The following is a 22,446-nucleotide window of genomic DNA, read 5'->3' as shown; positions in this document are numbered from 1 at the left end:
GGGTTTTGGGTTCAGGCTAAGAGCTTACTTGGCTTCGGACTTGGTGCCGTCCTGGTGCCATTCGTAGACGACGAAGCTGAAGTCTTTCAGGTCGCCCTTCTCGTCGAAGGCCAGGGTACCAGTTGGGGTGTCGAAGCTGTTGGCGCGCAGGGCTGCGGCCACTTTAGCGGTGTCGGTGTCGCCAGCCTTGGTGATGCCTTCGGCGATCACTTGTACCGCAGCGTAAGCCGGGAACACGAACGGACCGCTGGAGTCTTCGTTTTTAGCTTTGAACGCATCAACCAGCGCCTTGTTGCGTGGGTCCTGGTCGAACGACTTCGGCAGGGTAACCAGCAGGCCTTCGGAAGCTGGGCCAGCGATGGCCGAGATTTCCTTGTTGCCAACGCCTTCTGGGCCCATGAACTTGGCGCTCAGACCTTTCTCAGCCGACTGACGCAGCAGCAGGCCCAGCTCTGGGTGGTAGCCACCGTAGTAGATGAAGTCCACACCGGCTTGCTTGAGCTTGGCGATCATTGCGGAGAAGTCTTTGTCGCCGGCGTTGATGCCTTCGAACATAACGACTTTGGTGCCTTTGCTTTCCAGGGTCTGCTTGACCGCGGTAGCAATGCCTTCACCGTACTGCTGCTTGTCGTGGATCACGGCAACGGCTTTCGGCTTGACGTGGTCAGCGATGAAGTTGCCAGCGGTTGGGCCTTGCAGGCTGTCCAGACCGATGGTGCGGAACACCAGCTCGTAACCGCGAGCGGTGATATCCGGGCTGGTGGAAGCCGCGGTGACCATCAGGATGCCTTCGTCTTCGTAGATGTCAGACGCTGGCTGAGTGGAGCTGGAGCACAGGTGGCCAACGACGAATTTAACTTCGTCGTTGACGATTTTGTTAGCAACGGCAACGGCTTGCTTCGGATCGCAAGCATCGTCATACACCACGCCTTCGAGCATTGCGCCGTTCACCCCGCCGGCCTTGTTGATCTGCTCGATGGCCATTTTGGCACCGATGAACTGCATTTCACCGTATTGCGCGACGGCGCCGGTGACTGGGCCTGCCAGGCCAATCTTGATGGTGTCAGCCGCTACCGAGTAGCTGGCAACGCCAGCCATGGCCATGGCGGCAAACAGTTTGGAAATCTGCTTAGTAGCCTTGTTCATAGTGCTCCACTCTTATTGGTTTTGATTGTTGTAGTTCTGGCGGCCAAAGCTGCAGAACCGGGTTGTTCCCCCGGTCATCCCCCCGGCAACTGTACCGGTGCAGTGTAGAGCGCGGCTTTGCGGCTTGAAAAGCGGCTTGCTGGGGGCAAAACCCTGGGGTGTCGCTTTAACGCAATAAACGTATAGAAAAACGGCGTGTCTTGATCGCCGCTGGCAACGTCGCGAACAGCGTTGCGAATTTGCCAGCGGGCTGGTCGACGCTATCATGGCGGCCGATTAAAAAAGCGGTCACCAATGACAGGGCAATCCATGACAGAACAACCTAGCACCCTCTATGCCAAGCTGCTTGGTGAAACTGCAGCTATTACCTGGCAGGAGCTGCAACCTTTCTTCGCCCGTGGCGCCTTGCTGCTGGTCGACGGCACTCAGGATCTGATCGAAGTGGCGCAGGCTGTGGCGCAGAACGATCAGGAAAAAGTCGCCGCCTGGCTGGCTGCCGGGATCTTGAGTAAGGCTGACGACAGCCGTGCCGAAGACCTGCTAACCCGCGATCCAGAGCTGTGGGCGGTGGTAGTGGCGCCCTGGGTGCTGGCGCAGGAACGCACTCCGCGCGCGCCGCTGCACTGATCTGGCGCGCGTATCACGCTTTATCCAGAGCAACTATGCTGGCAGCACCATGGACTGATTGCAGGAGCTGCCAGCATGTTTGAACCCGGACATCTGCATCGCGCCAATACCTTGGCTACGGCCGAGGCGCCGCTGTTTAGTGTCGACTTGCATTACGAAGTACGCCAGGACCCGACCGAAGGGCCGATGTTGCATATGCGCATGCACGGTCAGGTGGAGGGTAAAGCGTTTGAGGAAATCTTCGAACTGCACCGCGATACCGCGTTCAACTTCGCCAGCGTGGCCACGCGCCTGGCGCACAAACATGGCTTGCCGACCAACAGCAGCCTGATCATGCGTAGCCACGCCGAGTACGACCTGATGTTCGAAGACATTCGCGCCAAGCTCGGTGCGCACAGTGGCGAGCCGGTCAATCTCGATCATCTGGAAAAAGACGGCCTGTAGGTCGTTGCTCGGGCGTTGACTGACGGGACAGGTTTCGTTACCGCTGGGTTAAGATGGCGACCATCAATGAGTCGGAGTCTGCCTATGTCCACCTCCCTTCCTGCTTTGGCATTTGCTGGTATTGGCCTGATGGGCCTGCCCATGACCCAGCGGCTGCTGGCCGCTGGTTATCCGCTGAGTGTGTGGAATCGTTCCCCTGATAAATGTGCGCCACTGCAAGCGTTGGGTGCGCAGGTGATAGCCAGCCCGGCACAGCTCTGTGCTCGGGCCGATATCGTCATGCTTTGCCTGGCCAATACCGAGGTGGTGCGCGAAGTGGTGTTTGGTCCAGGCGGCATTGTGGAAATGGCCAAGCCTGGGCAGGTACTGGTGGATTTCTCCAGCCTGGAACCGGCCGCCACCCGCGAGATGGCTGCAGAGCTGCACGCCCGCTGTGGTATGCACTGGGTCGATGCCCCGGTGTCCGGCGGCACGCCCGGCGCAGCCAACGGTACGCTGGCGATCATGGCCGGTGGCCGGGTTGAGGATATCGAGCGGGTGCGGCCGGTGCTTGCCCATCTGGGGCAACGCCTGACGCGTATGGGCGACGTTGGCGCAGGCCAGGTGACCAAGGTGTGCAACCAGATGATCGTCGCCTGTAACGCCTTGGTAATTGCTGAGGTGGTGGCGTTGGCCGAGCAGGCTGGGGTCGATGCCAGCCTGATTGCCCCCGCGCTGGCCGGTGGCTTTGCCGATTCCAAGCCACTGCAAATTCTCGCGCCGCAGATGGCCGAGAGTCAGTTTGAGCCGGTCAATTGGCACGTGCGCACCTTGCTCAAGGACCTTGATACGGCGGTGAAGCTGTCGCAGCAGATCGGCTCGGCTACGCCGCTCAGTGGCCTGGCTGCACAGCTGATGCGTCAGCACGGCAGTCAGGGCAATCTGGAGTGTGATCCGGCTACCCTGGTGCAGCTGTACCGCGCGCCAGAGTCTCAAGGGCCAAAATCATGAAGATTGCGGCCAACCTGTCGCTGCTGTTTACCGAGTTGCCGCTGATCGACCGTGTGGTGGCTGCCGCTGCTGCGGGCTTTGATGGCGTGGAAATCCAGTTTCCCTACGAGTTGCCGGCGCTTCTCTTGAAAGAGGCGCTGGAGGCAGCGGGCATGCCGCTGCGCCTGATCAACCTGCCGGCTGGTGATTTGATGAGTGGCGGTGCCGGCCTGGCGGCCGTACCTGTACATCAGACCGAGTTTGAGGCTGCGTTGCAGGATGCGCTGAGTTATGCCGCTATGGTGCGGCCAGCGCTGGTCAATGTGCTGCCGGGGCGTTTGGCCGAGGGCGTAGAGCCTGAACAAGCAATGGCCTGTTTGATCGACAACCTACGCAAGACCGCCGAGGCCTTTCAGCGATTGGGCATTGGCGTGGTGGTGGAAGCAATCAACCCGCTGGATATGCCAGGCTTTCTGATCAACACCCCAGCGCAGCTGGATGCGTTGCTCAAGGCGGTGGCCCACCCCAACCTGGCAGCGCAGTACGACCTTTACCATATGGCGCGGCAGGGCCTGGATGTGCCGGCGGGTATGGCGTTGTTGGCCGGGCGTATCGGCCATGTGCAGTTTGCCGATTACCCAGGGCGTGGTGCGCCGGGAACAGGCGAGTTGCACTTTGCGCCGCTGCTCAAGGCGCTGCGTGACAGTGGTTATCAGGGGTGGCTGGCGGCCGAGTATCGGCCGGGAGAGGCGGGCACCCAGGCCAGCCTGGGCTGGCTGAGTGAATGGCAAGAGGCCTGAGGCACCATCTGCAACCCGATTGACCTCGGGTTGCAGGTGGTAGTGGCTTACTCGGGCTTGTCTTCAGCGTACTTGTTGAGCGAGATAACCCGAGTCTTGCCGATGCGGTGACGGTAGATCTCGCGCAGGTACTTGATCGCCTTTTTCACGCTTTCACGGGATAGACGGATATCGTTGATCGAGACGAATTTGTCCTGATCGTGGATCAGCTCGCGGTACTTCTTCTCATACATCGGCTTGATCGCGTACCAGTTGGTGTCGAGGATCTTCGCTGGGTTTTCGTATTCGTTGAGCATGGCGTCGACCCGCACTTCATCGAACTCATCACTCATGATGAAGTCGAGAATGGCGTTGTCCAGGCTTTCGTCGAAGCGGTGCGGGTCGCGGGCGAAGCAGCGCTTGATAAAGGCCACGATCAGCGTCAGGAAGTCATCCGACAGGCACGGGCTCTTGGCAATCAAAGTGGTCAGCGAGAGGTTGGCCGAGGCGCCGATCACCAGCGCATAGCGCTTCAGCGTGGTGTTGGGAAACAGGCTGTTGAGGTGGGTCTTGAGCCGGTTCAGGTCCATATAGGACAGTTTGTAGTCTTTCGGCAGCGAGACAATCGAGACCACCGAGGAGCAGTTCTTGAAGAAGTGCAGGTCGCTGAGTTTGGCAGCGTTGTAATCGGACTTCTTGTACTCATCCAGCGCTTCGCGGTAACGCTTGGACTCGATCGGCAGCAGGCTGATGCCTTCGATGGCCTGGGTCACCTTGTTGAAGTGCGGCAGGTCGATGGAGCGGAAGAACAGGTCGTCAATGTTCAGCCGCGACGGCTCCTTGTCCAGCACGCGGAACTTCTCCAGCGTCGCAGCGCTTTGCTCAGGCACCACCGATTCGGCGTAGGCCACGGCCACCGGGCCGGCCAGGCTCATAAACAGGTCGTTGGCGTCCAGGCGAATGGTTTCGCCGATGTCGATGCCCGCGCGGCGGAAATAGTTCTGGTCGTAGTCGGTGGTCACCGCCTGGGCGGTGAGGATGTTGAAGATCTGCTGCGAGATGTACTGGTTGGCGTGACGCTCCATGGCGTTGACGTCGATGTTCTGGATATTGCCGTCATCGCTTTCTTCGGCATAACGCATGATGTCGTTGGAGATCAGCATCATGGCGTTCCATGGGCGGATGCGCCGCATCACGCTTTCTTCGCTGTTTTCTTCATTGTCGAAGTTGTAGGAGAAGTCCCATTCTTCTGCGAGGTACTTGCACAGCAGGCGGCCGGCGTTGATATGCAGGGCTTCAGACATCTCGCTGCGCTGGTCGGAGATGTTCGGCAGGATGCAGATGCCGCTGGTGAAAATCGGCTCGAAGACGAAGCTGTGGTCGCGGTTCTCCGGGCTTTCGTCGAAGTTCTTGGTATCGAAGGTCTTGCTCATGTAGGCGAACTGCTGGGCCAGGCCAAACTCCGACGCCATGCCCGAGCCGGTGCCGCCGCCGGCGCTGAAAATATAGAAGTACAGGCGCGACTGGTTGGCCTTGATGCCGCACGAATCGATCAGGTAACTGTGAATGAATTTCCAGTCTTCGTTGGTAAAACGCTGGGTGTCCTTGTTAAGGATGATCTTGGCCAGGTATTGACCGAGGATCGGCGCGTTACCGGCACCGCCCGCATGCACCTCGGAGAGGTCCATGATCTTCATCTTGCTGTAGTCGCTGAGAAAACCGCTGGTTTCGCCTTTGCGTGAGAAGCGGATGCGCCCCTCGATGTCCTTGTCCAGGTCGCCGAGCATGACCAGTGGTTCGATCAGAAAGACCGGCTTGCTGTCCTTGCTCGGTGCGCGCAGCAGGTTGCTGCGAATCCAGCGGGTGGGGCGGAAATCCTGTTCGGCAACGGTTTTTTCTTCGTTGTTGAATTCGCTCAGGTAGAACTGCCGGGCGTTGTAGACCAGCGATGCAACATCCAGTGCGATGTTCGAGCCGCAGCGGCCCAGGCCTATCAGGCAAACGGAGGGGAAGTGCTGCACCCGCCGTTCGTTGTCGTCATCCTGCGGGGCTGGGGGAAATACCAGGCTGCGCAGGCCGTCGAGGTTATCGAGGATGCGATCAATGTCGCGCTCGGTGAAATACATGTACTGCTCGCCACTGCTATCCAGCCGCATGGGGGGCTGTAGTGGGGAGGGACGTTCGAGTGGGGCGAGCAGGGTATCAGCCAGGTCAGCCAGTGTGGCTTCGGTCGCGGGGGTGGTCACAGCGTCTTTTTTTGTTTTCATTTAGAGACAGTCCGGCGGCTAACGAGGGTAGAGCGGCAAATGGCCACATTTCGCTCAACAGGCTTGTTTGTAGCATGAAAAATGGAAAATCTCGCTGTTTCACATGGTTTTACTGAGGCATATCCGGAGTTTTTCTGATGCGCTTTGTGACTTGGGTGCTTGCTCGGACGCCCATTACCCGGCATACACGCAACAAATAGTCACAGACAGCATAGACGCAAGGCTCTAGATTGCGCCTGCACATGCTGGATACGGCGGTTGGCCATGCGCCTCCGACCTGCTTCGATAACAACAAATAGAGATGGATTCCATGCAGCAGTCCCTACAAGCGGCGAATGCCTGGCGCATTCTGTTCCTGCTTTTTCTCGCCAACCTGTTCAATTTCTTCGACCGCACCATTCCAGCGATCATCATCGAGCCGATCCGCATGGAGTGGGATCTCAGCGACTTGCAGCTGGGCTTGATCGGCACCGCTTTTACCATTGTCTATGCGATTGCCGGTATTCCATTGGGGCGCATGGCTGATACCGGCGCGCGGCGCAAGATCATGGGCTGGGGTTTGGCCGTCTGGAGCGGGCTGACGGCGGTCAACGGCCTGGCCTGGAACTTCTGGAGCTTCCTGCTGATTCGCATGGGCGTCGGCATTGGTGAGGCCAGCTATGCGCCGGCGGCCAACTCGCTGATCGGTGATCTGTTCCCGGCGCACAAGCGTGCGCGGGCCATGGGTATCTTTATGCTTGGCCTGCCGATCGGCCTGCTGCTGGCGTTCTTTACCATCGGTGCGATGGTCAAGGCGTTCGACAGCTGGCGTGCACCGTTCTTTATTGCAGCAGTGCCGGGGCTGATCCTGGCGCTGTTTATGTTCTTTATCAAAGAGCCCAAGCGCGGTGCGGCCGAGCTGGTGCAATCGCGCACCACAGCAGTGGATAAACCGCTGCGTAAGGTGTTGGCGATCCGTACCTTCTGGTGGTTGGTAATGGCCGGCCTGGCCTTCAACTTCGCCACCTATGCCTGCAACTCGTTCATGGTGCCGATGCTGCAGCGCTACTTCCTGATGCCGCTGGAACAGGCGGCGATGGCCACCGGGGTGATCGTTGGTTTGACCGGCCTGATTGGCCTGACCCTGGGTGGTTGGCTGGCGGACAAGATCCATCAACGCTGGCAGACCGGCCGCCTGCTGTTTGCCGCACTGAGCATGTTGATAGCCTCTGTCGCCACGGGCTACGCCCTGTTGGCCGGGCGAATTGAGATCGCCGTGTTCGTGGCGCTGTTCAGCATCGGCTGGCTGTTTGCCTACAACTTCTATACCTGCGTTTATACCGCGATTCAGGATGTGATCGAACCGCGTCTGCGTGCTACCGCCATGGCGCTGTTCTTCGCCGGTCTGTACCTGCTCGGTGGCGGCCTTGGCCCATTGGCGGTGGGCATGCTGTCGGATCACTATTCCCACGCGGCAATGCTCGCTGCCGGGGCCAGTGAAATGAACGAAACCTTCAAGGCCGTGGGCCTGCATAACGCCATGTATCTGATTCCGGTGGCCTTGATGCTGACCATGTTGGCGCTGCTGCAGGCCTCGCGCTGCTTCGTCGCCGATGCCGCGAAAATGCAGCAAGGCATGCAGCTGCAGCCCGCTAGCTAAGCCATTTTGTCAGGTTATCCGGCATGCGCCGGACGGCCGGGCAGCGGCAAAATCCTGTGCAATACTCAGTCGCACTGCTGTCACGCAACTGCGACTGAGGACAACCACCATGGGCACTTCCCGCCTTGTGCTGGGCCACAGTAATGCGCTTGACGCGCATCCCCTGTGCAACGTATTGGCTCAGTGTTCGCTGACTTTGCAGGCGATTGACGCGCCTGACGAGTTGCCGGATGACCTGGCGCTGGTGCTGCTTGACGAAAGGTTGCTGGCGCTGCAGTCGTTGACCGACTGGCTGGATTGCGGCGCTATTCTGGTGGGCTGTATGGATCAGCCCGGTGTGCTGCCGTTGCCGCCGCATGCCAGTGCCGAGGAGCTATCGGCGTTGCTGCGCTTTGCCGGTGAGCAGTACAGCCTGCGCCATCAGACCGAGCAACTGGCCGCCGCCCTGGCGGGCAAGCATGATGACCTGAGCAAGCTGGTAGACGTGGGCCTGGCGCTATCGGCCGAGCGTGACCTTGACCGTTTGCTGGAAAAGATCCTGATCGAAGGGCGGCGCTTGTCCAACAGCGACGCCGCCTCGCTGTTTCTGGTCAGCCGCCGGCCGGATGCGCCGGCACAGTTGATCTTCAAACTGACGCAGAACGGCACGCTCAGCCAGAACAGCTTTCAGGACCAGCGCATGCCGCTGAGCAAGGCGTCTATTGCCGGTTACGTCGCGCTGACCAGCACCGAGCTGAATATCGAGGACGTGTATGCGATTGCTGCCGATGCGCCGTATCGCTTCAACCGTTCCTTCGACCTGCAGATGGGCTACCGCACCATGTCGATCCTGGCGATCCCCATGCGCAACCATCGCCATGAAGTGGTCGGCGTGCTGGAATTTATCAACTGCCAGCGTAAAGGCAGCGAGCAGCTTGAGCCTGAACTGATTGCCTTTGATGAGGAAACCGCCGTGTCGCTGCGCGCGCTGGCCAGCCAGGCGGCGGTGGCGATCGAGAATCGTCAGCTGCTGGATGACATCAGCCGGTTGTTCGACGGCTTCGTGCAGGCCTCGGTGTTTGCCATCGAGCAGCGTGATCCGACCACCAGTGGCCATTCATTTCGGGTTGCCGAGCTGTGCCTGACCCTGGCCAACCAGTTGCCCCACGCCCCAGAAGCCCGCTTGCGCGAACAGGCGCTGAGCGTCGATGGTTTGCGCGAGCTGCGCTACGCCGCTTTGCTGCATGATTTCGGCAAGGTCGGGGTGCGCGAACATGTGCTGGTCAAGGCCAAGAAGCTTCCTGAGCAGGTGCTGGAAAACCTGCGCTATCGCGTTGCCCTGGCCCAGGAAAACCTGCGTAACCAGACCCTGCGCAAGATGCTGCATGCCTACCGACATCAGGGCGGCCTGAGTGATGAGCGGCGCCTGCAACTGGAAGCCGAGTTGGCCTATGAATGCGAGCGCCTGGAGCGTTACCTGAACAACATTATTCAGGCCAACGAGCCAAGCATGCTCAGTGAGGGGGATTTCCAGCATCTGCAGGAAGTGCAAGGCGAGCTGGTCAAGGCACCCGGCAATTGCCTGGTCAGCCTGCTTAGTGAGGGCGAGTTCAGTGCTCTGGCCGTACGCAAGGGCAGCCTGACCACGGCTGAGCGCGAAGAAATCGAGCGCCATGTGGTGCACACCCAGCAGTTTCTCAGCCTGATTCCCTGGACTCCGGATCTGCAGGGCGTGCCGCATATTGCCGGGGCGCACCACGAAAAACTCGATGGGAGCGGTTACCCCAAAGGCTTGATTGGCGATGCGATTCCCTGCGCTTCGCGGATCATGACCATTTGCGATATCTACGATGCGTTGACCGCGGCGGATCGCCCCTACAAACCTGCAATGCCCCTGGAGCGGGCGCTGGATATTCTCAAGAGTGAGGCGCAGAGCGGTTTGCTCGATGCCGAGTTGGTGCAGCTGTTTATCGCCAGCCGCTGCTTCCAGGTGACGGGTGCGCCTGGCTCGCACACCACCTCACCGTTTAGCCACCATGTGTGCGATTACGAGCCATCCTGCACCCTTGAGCATCCCCACACCCATTGAAGTAGGGCTGCCCGTATCTAACGTTTGCTTCTAAGCGCCTGCTGATAGCGGGTATCCAGGCTTTGGCTTGGGCCGCTGGCGTTCTTATCGATATACAAATAGACCGGCTGCAGGCGCTGCAGGCGGTCGTCGATACCCGGGTGCACCTTGAGGAAGCTGGTGAGTGCTGCGTCGTTCTGCCGGGTGGTACCCAGGGTCTGTAGCACGCCGGCCAGGCCGTAGGCGTCATATCCGGCGCGTGTGGCGATTACCGCGCCCATGGCATCGGCTTCGTATTCATCACCACGGTCAAGGCCGCGGCTGTAGAGGTCGCTGACACTGCGGGTAAACCGGTCGGTCAGCTCACCGGCCTGGCTGCCGCCCTTGTCGGCAGCGCCGGCTTGCACGGCGAGGGTGGCGAGGTCAGTGAGCAGGCCGGTTTGCGCCTGTTGCTGAATGGCCTTGAGGTGATGTTGCTGCACCACATGGGCCACTTCATGGGCTAATACGCCCGCCAGTTCGGCCTCGCTGTTCATCCGCGTCAGCATGCCGCTGGTGATAAACACGTAACCGCCGGGGGCTGCATAGGCGGCCACTTGCGGGCTATCGAGCACGACGAAACGCCAGGGCAGGTCGGGGCGCTCGCTGTGTTGGGCGACCCACAGGCCGACGCGGTTGACGTAGGCCTGCAGCGGCGGGTTGTTGAGTACCGCCGCTTTGCTCAGCAGGATAGAAGCGGTGTTCTGCCCAATCACCCGCTCCTCGTCGACGCTTTTCTGGCCCATGTTGGTCAGGTGCTGACCGGCGCTGGCCAATTTGCCCAGATCGACGCCCTGAATCTGCACGCCCTCCAAACCCTGGCAGGCGCTGAGGCTGATAACCAGGCCGAGCAGGCTGGCGCACTTGAGTAATGTGGTTGTTTGCATGTCGCTCTCCTCGCAGCGTATTAGCGGGCGTAGGGCAGATTCTGGCTGCGCAGGCCGCCTTGCTGGGCGAAACTGCGCGCCTCGCTCGGGCTGGCGGCGAAGGCATCCAGGCTCTGCACGCTGGCCGAGGTGTTGGCACTGCCGCTGCGCAGTTCTTCATCGCTGATGCCGCGAATCCCGGTGGCTACGCCGCTGGCGGGAGAGGACTGGTTGCCGAGCTTGAGCAGGCTACCCAGATCATTGCTGCGGCTGGCTTGGGCATCCTTGGCAAAGCGCAGGCTGAGCAGAGGCAGCCAGCCGCGCTGGCCGCCGGAGGTTTCCACCTGATACCAGCCGCCCTGGCGTTCCAGTACCAGCACCTGCGCCTGTTTGCCGACCTGGCCGACGCTGGCGGCCGAGGCACTGGGCTCAGCGCGCAGGGCGCTGTCTTGCAGGGTATGGGCTTGGCGCACTTCGGCCAGCGCCGAGAAGCAGTAGAAGCTGAATATCAGCGCCGCAAGGGCACTGCAGAGGCCTTTATTCATCATGTCTCCTTCGCGGTTCGTAGAGCATTACGGCTTCGGCGCGACCTTTTACCTGGTGTTCGCCCTGGGGCACGAAGTCCAGATCGAGCGTGCAGGCCTCACGGGTGGCGGCAGAAATCAGCAGATGGGCGCGGCCCTTGGTCAGCCCTTCGATGCGGCTGGCAAGGTTCACCGTGTCGCCTATTGCAGTGTAGTCATAGCGCTGCTTTGCGCCGACCAGGCCGACGACCGCTGGTCCCGTGTGCAGGCCGATGCCGATGTCGAAATCCGGGCAGTTGTAATCGCGGCGAAAGGCGTCGAGGTTATCGAGCATTTCCATGGCCGCCAGAATCGCTTGGTCGGCCTGTTGTGGGTTATCCAGTGGCGCGCCCCAGAAGGCCATGATGGCGTCGCCGATAAACTTGTCGAGGGTCGCCTGGTGTTTGAACAGCACCTCCACCTGGCTGCTGAAATAACCTTCGAGCAGGTGCACGATTTCGCTTGGCGTGTGTTGCTCAGAGAGGGTAGTAAAGCTGCGGATATCGGAAAACAGCACGGTGAGCTGGCATTCCTTGCTTGCCAGCAGGGCTTCCGGGTCGTCGCGCGATACCAGTTGATTGACCACCACCGGGTCCATAAAACGGCTGAACAGGCGAATGGTGTCCTGCAATTGCTGGCGCCGGCGTAGATAGAACAGTGCCAGTGCCGCCGCCAGCAGCAGCCACAGGCAGATCAGCCCCGGCAGCACGCCAAGCAGCGTGCCCTGCAAGGCCAGCCAGTAACTGCCGACAAGCAGCGCCAGGCTGCCGCCTAGGCACAGGGCAAAAGCCGCCGGCAGCTGTTCGCGCAGCAGCAGAAGGCTCAGGCCAAGTAACAGCAGCAGCGGGCCGAGCAGCTCAAACCATTTATCAGCCTCATGCAGTTGGCTGTTGTTGAGCAGGTTGTCGATGGCTGTCATCAGGATAAAGGGCGCCGGATAGAGGGTATCCAGCGGGGTGGGGCGCAGGTCGTGCAGGCCGGCGGCGGTGGTGCCGATCACGATGATGCGATCCTTGAACAGCTCGGCTGCCAGCGGCTCGCCCTGATTGCGCGCCGCCGCCAGTACCGCCGCGTAGGGTAGGCGTGGATAGGGCAAGCGGCTGGTGCCGGGCCAGTCCAGCAGCAGATTCTGCTGCTGCGGCAAGTTGCCAGTCAGGTCATGCACGATACGCGCAGGCATGCTGGGCAGGCGCCAGTCGGCAAAGCTGCGGTACAGTTCATAGCGCCGACCGATGCCGTCGGCATCCGGGCGAAAGTTGATGCTGCCCAGGCGCCACAGCTCGCTGGGGAAGGCGTTGGGCAGCAGAAGGAGCCCGCGTTGATCGTCCGCGCCGCGTTGCCCTGGCGCTTGCCAGGTTGCTGCAGGATAGTCGCGCAGCAGTGGTGGCTGGCTGCCTTCGTCGGCTTGCTGCACCAGGGCGGCGAGGTAGGTGTTGGAACTGCGTTGCAGCACCTCGGCAAAGTAGCTGTCGGCGTCCGGGTTGAACTGGTCGGGCTCGCTGAACAGGATGTCGAAGGCCACGGCCTTGGGCTGTTGGCTGAGCAGGTATTCCAGCAGTTCGCCATGCAGCGAGCGCGGCCACGGCCATTTACCGGCTTCACCGGCCAGCACTTGCAGGCTCAGATCATCTATATCAATCAGCAGCAGCCGTGGGTCAGGCGTCTGTTCGGCGGCGCGCTTGCGGATCAACCAGTCGAGGTGGGCGTTGTTCAACCCGCTGAGCGCGGGCCACAGATGCAGCAGGGGAAGTAGAAGCAGCGCCAGCAGGCAGAGCCCGCCGAGGCTGTGGCGAAACCGGCGCGAGGCGGCGCGTGCAGGCACGGAAAGCTCCTGTGGGCTGTGATGACAGAAGTAATGCTTCTGACTCTAGCAGCCCGTTGAAACTACCTGCGTTGCCGATACTGCGTTGAAAACAGGCTCGGAATGCTCATTTACAGCAGTAAACTCCGCTTCCTCGCCTGTTTTCGCCTTGTTTCGGCGGCCTCGCCTACGTTTCAACGGTCAGTAGCCAATGCTGCTTAACCCGCGACCAGTACGCGAATAGCCTCAAGTCGCAACGCCGCCTTGTCGAGCATGGCCAGGCCTTGCTCGCGCAGTTGGCGCAGGGCGTTGAGTTCGCTGTCGCGCACGCTCGGGTTGACCGCTTGCAGGGCGATCAGACGGGCCAGTTCTTCATCGGTTTCGGCGGCCAGGCGGCGCTTGGCTTCGTCGACGCGCTCGCTATGGCGTGGCGCCACCTTGCTTTCGCCGGCGTTGATCAGCGGGTTGAGGCTGTCGCGCTGGGCCTGAACAAACTTGTTGGCGCTGGCGCGTGGCACAGGCTCCAGCTGCTCATTGAGCTTCTCGAAGGACACCTTGCTGGCCAGGTCATTGCCGTTGGCATCGAGCAGGCAGCGCAGGGCGATCGGCGGCAGGTAACGGCCCAGTTGCAGGGTGCGAGGCGCCACCACTTCGCTGACATACAGCAGTTCCAGCAGCACGGTGCCGGGTTTCAGTGCCTTGTTCTTGATCAGCGCCACACCGGTGTTGCCCATCGAGCCGGAGCGCACCAGGTCCATGCCGCCTTGCACCATGGGGTGTTCCCAGGTGAGGAACTGCATGTCCTCACGGGCCAGGGCCAGGTCGCGGTCGTAGGTGATGGTCACGCCTTCGTCGTCGCCGAGGGGGAAGCTGGCATCCAGCATTTTCTCGCTGGGGCGCAGGATCAGGGCGTTGTCGGAATGGTCTTCGCTGTCGATGCCGAAGGCGTCGAACAGTTGTTCCATATAGATCGGCAGGGCGAACTGGTCGTCCTGCTCGAGAATCGCTTCAACCAATGCCTCGCCTTCGCCAGCACCGCCAGAGTTGAGCTCCAGCAGGCGGTCGCGACCGGCGTGAAGCTCACCTTCCAGGCGAATACGCTCAGCTTTGGCTTCATCGACCAGGGCCAGCCATTCACCGTCATCGCCGCTTTCCAGCAACGGCAGCAAACGGCTGCCGAACTGGTGTTGCAGTGCGTTGCCGGTTGGGCAGGTGGCAAGGAAGGCGTTCAGTGCCTGGTGATACCACTGGAACAGGCGTTCTTGCGGGCTGTTTTCCAGGTACGGCACGTGCAGCTGGATACGGTGCTTCTGACCGATACGGTCGAGACGGCCGATGCGCTGCTCAAGCAGGTCGGGGTGGGCTGGCAGGTCGAACAGCACCAGGTGGTGGGCAAACTGGAAGTTGCGACCTTCCGAGCCGATTTCCGAGCAGATCAGCACCTGGGCACCGAACTCTTCGTCGGCAAAATAGGCCGCTGCGCGGTCGCGTTCCAGGATGCTCATGCCTTCATGGAACACCGTAGCCGGGATGCCTTTGCGCACGCGCAGGGCGTCTTCCAGGTCCATGGCGGTCTCGGCATGGGCACAGATCACCAGCACCTTGAATTTCTTGAGCATCTTCAGGGTGTCGATCAGCCACTCGACGCGCGGGTCGAATTTCCACCAGCGCTGCTCTTCATCGACATCCGGCTGCGCCTGGTAGCTGACTTCTGGGTACAGGTCAGCGTGTTCGCCAATCGGCAGCTCCATGTATTCATCGGGGCTGGCCAGCGGGTAGGGGTGCACTTCACGGTCCGGAAAACCCTGCACGGCGGCGCGGGTGTTACGGAACAACAGGCGACCGGTGCCATGGCGATCCAGCAACTCGCGCACCAGGCGCGCCGAGGCTTCGCTGTCACCGGCATTGACGGCGGCCAGCAGCTCTTCGCCGCCGGCGCCGAGGAAGTCGTGAATGGTCTTGTGCGCGGCATCCGACAGGCGCCCCTGGTCGAGCAGTTCCTGTACGGCTTCGGCAATCGGCTTGTAGTGCTCACTTTCGGCGCGGAAGGCGGCCAGATCATGGAAGCGGTTCGGGTCGAGCAGGCGCAGGCGGGCGAAGTGGCTGTCCTGGCCGAGCTGTTCCGGGGTCGCGGTGAGCAGCAGCACGCCCGGGATGACCTGAGCCAGCTGTTCGACCAGGGCGTACTCGGGGCTAGCGTGTTCCGGATGCCAAACCAGGTGGTGCGCTTCGTCGACCACCATCAGGTCCCAGCCGGCGGCAAACAGCGCGTCCTGGGCCTTTTCGTCCTCGCACAGCCATTCCAGCGCAACCAAGGCCAGCTGACAGTCTTCAAACGGGTTGCGGGCATCGCTTTCGATAAAGCGCTCTTCATCGAACAGGGCAACATCCAGGTTGAAGCGCCGGCGCATTTCCACCAGCCACTGGTGCTGGAGGTTTTCCGGTACGAGGATCAGCACCCGGCTCGCGCGCCCTGAGAGCAGTTGACGGTGGATCACCAGGCCAGCTTCGATGGTTTTGCCCAGGCCCACTTCGTCGGCCAGCAATACGCGCGGGGCGATACGGTCGGCGACTTCGCGCGCGATGTGCAGCTGGTGCGCAATCGGTTGCGCACGCACGCCGCCCAGGCCCCAGAGGCTGGATTGCAACTGACGGCTGGTGTAATCCAGGGTGTGGTAGCGCAGGGCGAACCAGGGCAGCGGGTCGATCTGCCCGGCGAACAGGCGATCACTGGCCAGGCGGAACTGGATAAAGTTCGACAGCTGGGTTTCCGGCAGGGTAACGCTTTCATGCTGGGCATTGAGGCCGTGATAGACCAGTAGGCCGTCGATGTCGTCGACTTCCTGTACGGTCAGTTTCCAGCCTTCGAAGTGGGTGATCTCATCGCCCGGCGAGAAGCGTACGCGGGTCAACGGCGCATTGCGCAGGGCGTACTGGCGGGTTTCGCCAGTGGCCGGGTAGAGCACGGTAAGCATGCGGCCGTCCTGCATCAGAACGGTTCCCAGCCCCAGCTCCGCTTCGCTGTCACTGATCCAGCGTTGCCCCGGTTCATACTGCGCCATGCTTGTCTCCCGCGTGAAAAAGCCGACTATGTTAACGCAGCGTCGGGCCGTGGCCAAAGGCGCATTGCTGCACATCGGGCACTTTGTGTGATTAGGTTGATCAAAAGTGTAGCGAGGCAAGGCTCAAGTCGCGGCTTGGCTGGCCGACAGTCTGACCAAAGGAGGGCTAATAGATGCTGCCGCCGATCCCCCACAGTCTGGTTCCGGTTACCGTCCAGCAGGACGTGGTCAAGCCGCGCCCGGAAATCCCGCCGGTTACAGCCTCTGCGGAAAGCGCCAAGGAAAGTGGCGTGAGCCTGGATAAACGCCATCCGCAGGAAGCCGAAATGCTTTTGCGTGAAGAGCAGCGCCGTCGCCAGCGCCGCCATGGCTACACCCCGGAAGAACTGGCCGAGGGCGAAGTGGCCGAGGCCGATGAGGCGGTGGTCAGTGAGCTGCCACGCCAGGGCTTGTGGGTGGATGTAGAAGTCTGAGCGGGGCACACTTGGCGCTCCGCCTGTTCGAGTTTTGTTCCGTGGATCTATTTGCCGACAGCCCGTTGCAGTTGCCTGATGCTGACTTGCAGTTGCACGCGAGCTGGCTTGATGCAGCCACCGCCGATCATTGGCTGGCCGAGTTGAGTGTGCAGACGCCCTGGCTGCAGCCGCAGGTGCAGATATACGGGCGGCAACTGCCGGTGCCGCGATTGGTGGCCTGGTACGGTGATGACGAGGCCAGTTATCGCTATTCCGGGTTGACCCATCAGCCGTTGCCCTGGACGCCGCTGCTGGCGCAGATTCGTGCGCAGGTTGAGCAGGCGGTGGGGCAGTCACTCAATGGCGTGTTGCTCAACTATTACCGCGATGGTCAGGACTCCATGGGCTGGCACAGCGATGATGAGGTCGAGCTGGGCACTAATCCGCTGATCGCCTCGCTAAACCTGGGCGGCACGCGGCGCTTCGATCTGCGCCGAAAAGGGCAGAATCGCATCGAGCACTCATTGCCGCTGCAGCATGGTTCGCTGCTGGTCATGCGCGGGCCAACCCAGCATTATTGGCAGCATCAAGTGGCGAAGACGCGCAGCGCCTGCGCGCCACGCCTGAACCTGACCTTTCGTTTGATCAAGTCGAGACCATGAGCAAAGACGACAAGCTGATTGATTTCGCCGCCGAGCGCGACAAGCGCATCCATGACCTGCGCGACAAGAAACTCAATGAAATGCGCGATGCGTTTGAGCAGGCCCTGCCGTTGCCCAAGGGCAAGAAAAAGCCCAAGGGCAAACCGAAAAAGTCTTGAGGCGGCTCCTTCACAGGCTGATTTATTGATCTGGATCAGCTAATCAAAGCCTCATCCTGCCAGCGCCCGCCGCTTGTTGATCTGGATCAATAGCGCCCCTGCAGCCCCTGTTAATTTGAAGCCATACCCACACAGGCTTCACAGCAGGAGGCAACCATGTTTATCGATGTCGTAGTTCTCGCCGGTATCGGCACCGTCGGTCTGATGGTCGCCTTCTTCGCCGGTGTCGGTTATTTCATCTGGCAGGATTCGCACAAGCGCAAGCAGGGCTGATTCTGCTGTAAGGGGCACGCAAGGCAATTTGGGCGACTTCGGTCGCCCTTTTTTATGGCCTCAGATCTATCGGCGCATGTGCTCAGGCGGCGTGCGCATCTTCCGGGCTGCGCGGTGATTCGATGCGCAGGTAGCTATCGAGTTTGGCTTGCTGCGCCGGAGTGGTGAACAGGCCGAGCTTGCTGCGGCGCCAGAGAATGTCATCCGCTTGCATGGCCCACTCTTCCTGGCACAGGTAGTCGACTTCACGGGTGTACAGGCCACCGCCCAGGTGTTCGCCCAGGTCGCTGAGGTTGCTCACGCTTTTGAGCATCACCCAGCTACGGCTGCCGTAGCTGCTGGCCCAGCGCCGCGCCAGTGAGGTGGGCAGCCAGCCGAAGCGCGCGCACAGGGCTTCCACCAGCGCGCTCTGACTGTCCAGTTGTTCGGCGCCGGGCAGCAGGCTGCTGGCGGTCCAACTTGGGCCCATCTTGGGGAAGAACGGTGCCATTTGCGCCAGCGCCGATTCGGCGAGCTTGCGGTAGGTGGTGAGCTTGCCGCCAAACACCGATAGCAATGGCGCTTCGCCGGGATGAGCGGAAAGCGACAGGGTGTAGTCGCGGGTGACTGCCGATGGGTCGTCCGATTCGTCATCACACAGCGGCCGCACGCCGGCATAGGTGTGCAGGATGTCGCTGCGCTGCAGCTGCTTTTTGAAGTGGGCGTTTACCACATTCAGCAGGTAGTCGGTTTCTTCCTCGCTGATCGCCACCTTGGCTGGATCGCCCTGGTATTCACGGTCTGTGGTGCCGATCAGGGTGAAGCGTTCCTGATAGGGGATGGCAAAGACGATGCGGCGGTCCTCGTTTTGCAGGATGTAGGCCTGTTCGCCTTCGAACAACTGCGGCACCACGATATGGCTGCCTTGAATCAGGCGGATACCGTAAGGCGATTCCTGTTTCAGATCCTCGCGGATAAACCGCGCGACCCAAGGGCCGGCAGCATTGACCAGAGCGCGAGAGCGAATCGAGAACAGGCTACCGTCGCTGCGCTCCAGATGGATATGCCACAGGCCCTTGCTGCGCCGTGCGCTGACGCAGCGGGTGCGGCTGTGCACGTGTGCGCCTTTTTCGCGGGCGGCCATGGCATTAAGTACCACTAGGCGGGCGTCATCGACCCAGCAATCGGAGTATTCGAAACCGCGGGTGATCTCGGCTTGTAATGGGCTACCGGCGCCGAAACGCAGACCGCGTGAGCCGGCCAGCTTCTCGCGCTTGCCCAGGTGATCGTAGAGAAACAGCCCGGCACGGATCATCCAGGCCGGCCGCAAGTGCGGGCGGTGCGGCAGGATAAAGCGCATGGGTTTGACGATATGCGGGGCTTTGCTCAGCAACACCTCGCGCTCGGCCAGTGCTTCGCGCACAAGGCGGAATTCGTAGTGCTCCAGGTAGCGCAGGCCGCCATGGATCAGTTTGCTGCTGGCCGACGAGGTGTGTTGCGCCAGGTCGTCTTTTTCGCAAAGGAACACGGACAAACCGCGCCCAGCAGCGTCGGCGGCAATCCCGACACCATTGATACCGCCGCCGATCACGGCAAGGTCATAGACTTCAGCGAGTGGAGTGTTGCTGGCGGGACGAGTAGGCATGGCGGCACCGAAAGTCAGTATTGAACTTTAAATGTTCACTTTCGAAAATATGCTAGTCGAATATGCACGGCTTCGCCACCCCGAAGTGCGCTTTCGCGCCCGACGGTTATGAGGAATTAGTAACGGGATATCGGTTAAGCCGGTGTCAGGCCTGGGCGGATGGGTTTACACCAGGTCGAGGTGAACTTTGTGCTCGGTGAGCAGGCGGTTTATGGCCGCGGACGGCGCGGCATCGGTGAACACCCTATCGACCAGGGCGACCGAGCCCAGACGCACCACAGCGTTGCGGCCGAACTTGCTGGAGTCGACGGCCAGAAATACCTGGCGCGCATTGCTGATAATCGCCTGGGAGACCCGCACTTCCTGGTAGTCGAAGTCGAGCAGGCTGCCGTCTTCATCGATGCCACTGATGCCGACTAGGGCGAAATCGACCTTGAACTGCTGGATAAAATCCACCGCCGCCTGGCCGACGATGCCGCCGTCGCTGCGCACCGTGCCGCCGGCCAGCAGCACTTCGAAGTCGGCCTTGGCGCTGAGCTGGGCCGCCACATGCAGGTTGTTGGTGATGATCTTCAGGCCCTTGTGGCCGAGCAGCTCACGGGCAATGGCTTCGGTGGTGGTACCAATGTTGATGAAGAGCGAGGCGTGGTTGGGGATTTGCGCGGCAATCGCGGCAGCGATGCGTTGCTTTTCATCACGCATCTGCCCGGCGCGCATGCTGTAGGCGGTGTTCTGCGTACTGGAGCTTTCACTGGCTGCGCCGCCGTGGGTGCGGCGCAGCAGGCCTTGCTCGGCGAGTTGATTGATGTCGCGGCGAATGGTTTGCGGGGTCACGGCAAACGCCTGGGCCAACTCGTCGATGCTGACATAGCCGCGTTCGCGGGCGAGTTCGAGAATGTCGTGCTGGCGGGGCGGCAGGGTCATGAAAACTCCTCAGAAGTGCGCGCCATTATAGGCTGTCACCGCAGCCAATTTGCGGCTAAGGTACGCCAACTTTGTCAGATTGTTTTCACATTCGAACATGACGCCTGCTATCGATCTGCTGAAAAAGGCTAAAGCTGCGCACCAGGTGTACAGTTATCACCATGACCCCAAAGCCGCTTCCTATGGCCTGGAAGCGGCGGAAAAGCTCAACCTTGAGCCCGCTCAGGTATTCAAGACGCTGCTGGCCGCCAGTGAGAAAGGCGAGCTGCTGGTGGCGGTGGTGCCAGTAGCCGGTACGCTTGATCTGAAAGCCCTGGCGCAGGCCGCCGGCGTAAAGAAAGCCGATATGGCCGACCCCAATGCGGCGCAAAGGGCCACCGGTTATCTGCTCGGCGGCATCAGCCCGCTGGGGCAGAAGAAGCGCCTGCGTACCTTTATTGACGAATCGGCGCAACACTTTCCGAATATCTACGTCAGCGCCGGGCGGCGCGGCCTGGAGATGCAGCTGGAGGCTACCGTGCTGGCCCAGCTGACGCAGGCAATCTTTGCACCAATTGGTCGCGGCTAGCAGCCGCTCTACAGCCTATAAAAATAAGGAAATCTGCATGTCTCATTATCTGCTTGCCATCGACCAGGGCACCACCAGCAGCCGGGCCATTGTCTTCAGCGCCCAAGGGCTGCCCGTGGCGCGTGCACAGCAGGAGTTCAAACAGTATTTCCCGCAGGATGGCTGGGTTGAACATGACGGCGAAGAGCTGTGGCTGAGCACCCTCAAGGTCTGCCGTGAGGCGCTCAAGCAGAGCGGTTTGAGTGCCAGTGATGTGGCGGCTATCGGCATCACCAATCAGCGTGAAACCACCTTGGTGTGGGATGCGCAGACTGGCACACCGATCCATCCGGCGATTGTCTGGCAAGACCGCCGTACCGCTGACTACTGCGCTGAGCTGAAAGACGCCGGGCATGAGGCCGCGGTAGCGGCCAAGACCGGGCTGCTGATTGATCCGTATTTCTCGGCCACCAAGCTGCGCTGGATTCTGCATAAAGTGCCCGGCGCCCTTGAGCGCGCCGAACGTGGCGAGCTGCGCTTTGGCACCGTGGATTCCTTTTTGCTGTGGCGCCTGACCGGTGGCAAGTCGCACAAGACAGATGCCAGCAACGCCTCGCGCACCCTGCTGTTCAATATTCACACCCAGCAGTGGGATGAAGAGCTGCTCAAGCTGTTCGAGATTCCCGCCAGCCTGCTGCCAGAGGTGCTCGATTGCGCCGCTGATTTCGGCATTACCGATGCCAATCTGCTCGGCGCGGCGATTCCGGTGCTGGGCATGGCCGGAGATCAGCAGGCGGCCCTGATCGGTCAAGCGTGCTTCGAGCCAGGTATGGTCAAAAGCACTTATGGCACCGGCTGCTTCATGATCCAGAACACCGGTAGCACGCCGGTGATCTCGAAAAACCGCCTACTCACCACGGTTGGTTATCGCCTGAATGGTCAGGTCACCTATGCAGTGGAAGGCAGCATCTTTGTCGCTGGCGCTGCTGTGCAGTGGTTGCGCGATGGCATCAAGCTGATCAGCCATGCCCGCGATACCGAAGCCATGGCCGAGCAGACCGGCGATGCTTGCGGTGTGTACCTGGTGCCAGCCTTCACCGGCCTGGGCGCGCCGTACTGGGACCCGAAAGCCCGTGGCGCAATTTTCGGCCTGACCCGCGATACCGGGATCAAGGAAATCGTCACCGCCGGCCTGCAGTCGGTGTGCTACCAGACCCGTGATCTGCTCGAAGCCATGCGCCAGGACGGCGCAGCCGAACCGAGTGCGCTGCGGGTTGATGGCGGCATGGTGGAGAACAACTGGGTCATGCAGTTTCTTGCGGACATTCTTGGTGTACCGGTGGAACGCCCGGAAGTGACCGAAACCACCGCGCTGGGCGTGGCTTACCTGGCCGGTCTGCAGGCCGGGCTGTATCAGGACCTGGCGAGCATTGCCCGGCATTGGCACCGTCAGCAGCGGTTCGATCCGCGCATGGCGGACAGTCATCGCAGCAAACTCTATGACGGGTGGCTGGATGCGGTGAAAAGGGTGCGCAGCGAAGGCTGAGGATGGTA

20 protein-coding genes are annotated in these 22,446 nt (G+C 61.0%); 12 read left to right on the top strand and 8 right to left on the bottom strand.

Features of this window, described 5'->3' with window-relative positions; translation table 11 throughout:
• Positions 1-24 precede the first annotated feature (24 nt).
• On the bottom strand, positions 25-1,146 hold the full coding sequence (locus RHP75_RS14355) for a branched-chain amino acid ABC transporter substrate-binding protein (RefSeq protein WP_090248313.1): 1,122 nt from the start codon (positions 1,144-1,146) through the stop codon (positions 25-27).
• 309 nt (positions 1,147-1,455) lie between these two features.
• Here RHP75_RS14355 and RHP75_RS14350 point away from each other — a divergent pair, with 309 nt between their 5' ends.
• The 4 genes from RHP75_RS14350 to RHP75_RS14335 all read left to right on the top strand — a co-directional run bounded on the left by RHP75_RS14350 (position 1,456) and on the right by RHP75_RS14335 (position 3,986).
• Entirely contained in the window at positions 1,456-1,773 is a 318-nt protein-coding gene (locus RHP75_RS14350) for a DUF2288 domain-containing protein (RefSeq protein ID WP_311088785.1), read from the top strand.
• A 75-nt stretch (positions 1,774-1,848) separates the two neighbouring features.
• Positions 1,849-2,217, top strand: coding sequence for a DUF5064 family protein (locus RHP75_RS14345; RefSeq protein WP_311088784.1), 369 nt, complete (start codon positions 1,849-1,851; stop codon positions 2,215-2,217).
• An 84-nt stretch (positions 2,218-2,301) separates the two neighbouring features.
• Positions 2,302-3,207 (top strand): NAD(P)-dependent oxidoreductase, encoded by a 906-nt coding sequence (locus RHP75_RS14340; RefSeq protein ID WP_311088782.1) that lies wholly within the window; start codon positions 2,302-2,304, stop codon positions 3,205-3,207.
• Positions 3,204-3,986 carry a TIM barrel protein gene (locus RHP75_RS14335; protein ID WP_311088781.1) on the top strand — a complete coding sequence of 261 codons (783 nt, stop codon included), beginning with the start codon at positions 3,204-3,206 and terminating at the stop codon, positions 3,984-3,986. The genes RHP75_RS14340 and RHP75_RS14335 overlap by 4 nt, the downstream gene beginning before the upstream one ends.
• A 47-nt stretch (positions 3,987-4,033) precedes the next feature.
• On the opposite strand, the gene RHP75_RS14330 is transcribed toward RHP75_RS14335, so the two are convergent.
• Positions 4,034-6,121, bottom strand: a complete 2,088-nt coding sequence (locus RHP75_RS14330; RefSeq protein ID WP_311091946.1) for a hypothetical protein — start codon at positions 6,119-6,121, stop codon at positions 4,034-4,036.
• 421 nt (positions 6,122-6,542) lie between these two features.
• On the opposite strand from RHP75_RS14330, the gene RHP75_RS14325 reads away from it, so the two are divergent.
• Complete coding sequence (locus RHP75_RS14325; protein ID WP_311088780.1) at positions 6,543-7,871, top strand: MFS transporter; 1,329 nt, start codon at positions 6,543-6,545, stop codon at positions 7,869-7,871.
• Between the two features lie 109 nt (positions 7,872-7,980).
• Complete coding sequence (locus RHP75_RS14320; RefSeq protein WP_311088779.1) at positions 7,981-9,939, top strand: HD domain-containing phosphohydrolase; 1,959 nt, start codon at positions 7,981-7,983, stop codon at positions 9,937-9,939.
• A 17-nt stretch (positions 9,940-9,956) separates the two neighbouring features.
• Here RHP75_RS14320 and RHP75_RS14315 read toward each other — a convergent pair whose 3' ends face one another.
• From RHP75_RS14315 to rapA, 4 genes are all read right to left on the bottom strand, one after another.
• Positions 9,957-10,844 carry a M48 family metalloprotease gene (locus tag RHP75_RS14315; protein ID WP_311088777.1) on the bottom strand — a complete coding sequence of 296 codons (888 nt, stop codon included), beginning with the start codon at positions 10,842-10,844 and terminating at the stop codon, positions 9,957-9,959.
• Between the two features lie 20 nt (positions 10,845-10,864).
• Complete coding sequence (locus tag RHP75_RS14310) at positions 10,865-11,368, bottom strand: SH3 domain-containing protein (RefSeq protein WP_311088776.1); 504 nt, start codon at positions 11,366-11,368, stop codon at positions 10,865-10,867.
• The gene (locus tag RHP75_RS14305) at positions 11,361-13,208 is read right to left on the bottom strand and encodes an adenylate/guanylate cyclase domain-containing protein (protein ID WP_311088775.1); all 1,848 of its coding nucleotides are present in this window, start codon (positions 13,206-13,208) and stop codon (positions 11,361-11,363) included. The genes RHP75_RS14310 and RHP75_RS14305 overlap by 8 nt, the downstream gene beginning before the upstream one ends.
• 197 nt (positions 13,209-13,405) lie before the next feature.
• Complete coding sequence (gene rapA / locus RHP75_RS14300) at positions 13,406-16,249, bottom strand: RNA polymerase-associated protein RapA (protein ID WP_311088774.1); 2,844 nt, start codon at positions 16,247-16,249, stop codon at positions 13,406-13,408.
• Positions 16,250-16,422: 173 nt separating this feature from the next.
• Here rapA and RHP75_RS14295 point away from each other — a divergent pair, with 173 nt between their 5' ends.
• The 4 genes from RHP75_RS14295 (at position 16,423) to ccoM (ending at position 17,797) form a co-directional block, all read left to right on the top strand.
• Positions 16,423-16,722, top strand: a complete 300-nt coding sequence (locus RHP75_RS14295; RefSeq protein WP_090387573.1) for an aspartate-semialdehyde dehydrogenase — start codon at positions 16,423-16,425, stop codon at positions 16,720-16,722.
• Positions 16,723-16,763: 41 nt separating this feature from the next.
• Positions 16,764-17,366, top strand: coding sequence for an alpha-ketoglutarate-dependent dioxygenase AlkB (locus tag RHP75_RS14290; protein WP_311088773.1), 603 nt, complete (start codon positions 16,764-16,766; stop codon positions 17,364-17,366).
• On the top strand, positions 17,363-17,524 hold the full coding sequence (locus RHP75_RS14285) for a hypothetical protein (RefSeq protein ID WP_176414062.1): 162 nt from the start codon (positions 17,363-17,365) through the stop codon (positions 17,522-17,524). The genes RHP75_RS14290 and RHP75_RS14285 overlap by 4 nt, the downstream gene beginning before the upstream one ends.
• 156 nt (positions 17,525-17,680) lie before the next feature.
• The gene (gene ccoM, locus RHP75_RS14280) at positions 17,681-17,797 is read left to right on the top strand and encodes a cytochrome c oxidase subunit CcoM (RefSeq protein ID WP_275941110.1); all 117 of its coding nucleotides are present in this window, start codon (positions 17,681-17,683) and stop codon (positions 17,795-17,797) included.
• An 82-nt stretch (positions 17,798-17,879) separates the two neighbouring features.
• Here ccoM and glpD read toward each other — a convergent pair whose 3' ends face one another.
• Both glpD and RHP75_RS14270 read right to left on the bottom strand, forming a co-directional pair.
• Complete coding sequence (gene glpD, locus RHP75_RS14275; protein WP_311088772.1) at positions 17,880-19,421, bottom strand: glycerol-3-phosphate dehydrogenase; 1,542 nt, start codon at positions 19,419-19,421, stop codon at positions 17,880-17,882.
• A 165-nt stretch (positions 19,422-19,586) separates the two neighbouring features.
• Positions 19,587-20,345, bottom strand: a complete 759-nt coding sequence (locus RHP75_RS14270; RefSeq protein WP_090248296.1) for a DeoR family transcriptional regulator — start codon at positions 20,343-20,345, stop codon at positions 19,587-19,589.
• Between the two features lie 97 nt (positions 20,346-20,442).
• On the opposite strand from RHP75_RS14270, the gene ybaK reads away from it, so the two are divergent.
• Together ybaK and glpK are read left to right on the top strand one after the other, a co-directional pair.
• On the top strand, positions 20,443-20,913 hold the full coding sequence (gene ybaK, locus RHP75_RS14265) for a Cys-tRNA(Pro) deacylase (RefSeq protein WP_311088771.1): 471 nt from the start codon (positions 20,443-20,445) through the stop codon (positions 20,911-20,913).
• Between the two features lie 37 nt (positions 20,914-20,950).
• Positions 20,951-22,438, top strand: a complete 1,488-nt coding sequence (glpK, locus tag RHP75_RS14260; protein ID WP_311088770.1) for a glycerol kinase GlpK — start codon at positions 20,951-20,953, stop codon at positions 22,436-22,438.
• Positions 22,439-22,446: the final 8 nt, after the last annotated feature.

The sequence above is a fragment of the Pseudomonas sp. SG20056 genome (assembly GCF_031764535.1).
Lineage (GTDB): Bacteria > Pseudomonadota > Gammaproteobacteria > Pseudomonadales > Pseudomonadaceae > Aquipseudomonas.
Note: the sequence above shows the minus strand (reverse complement) of the source record. Positions and strands in the feature narration are given on the sequence as shown.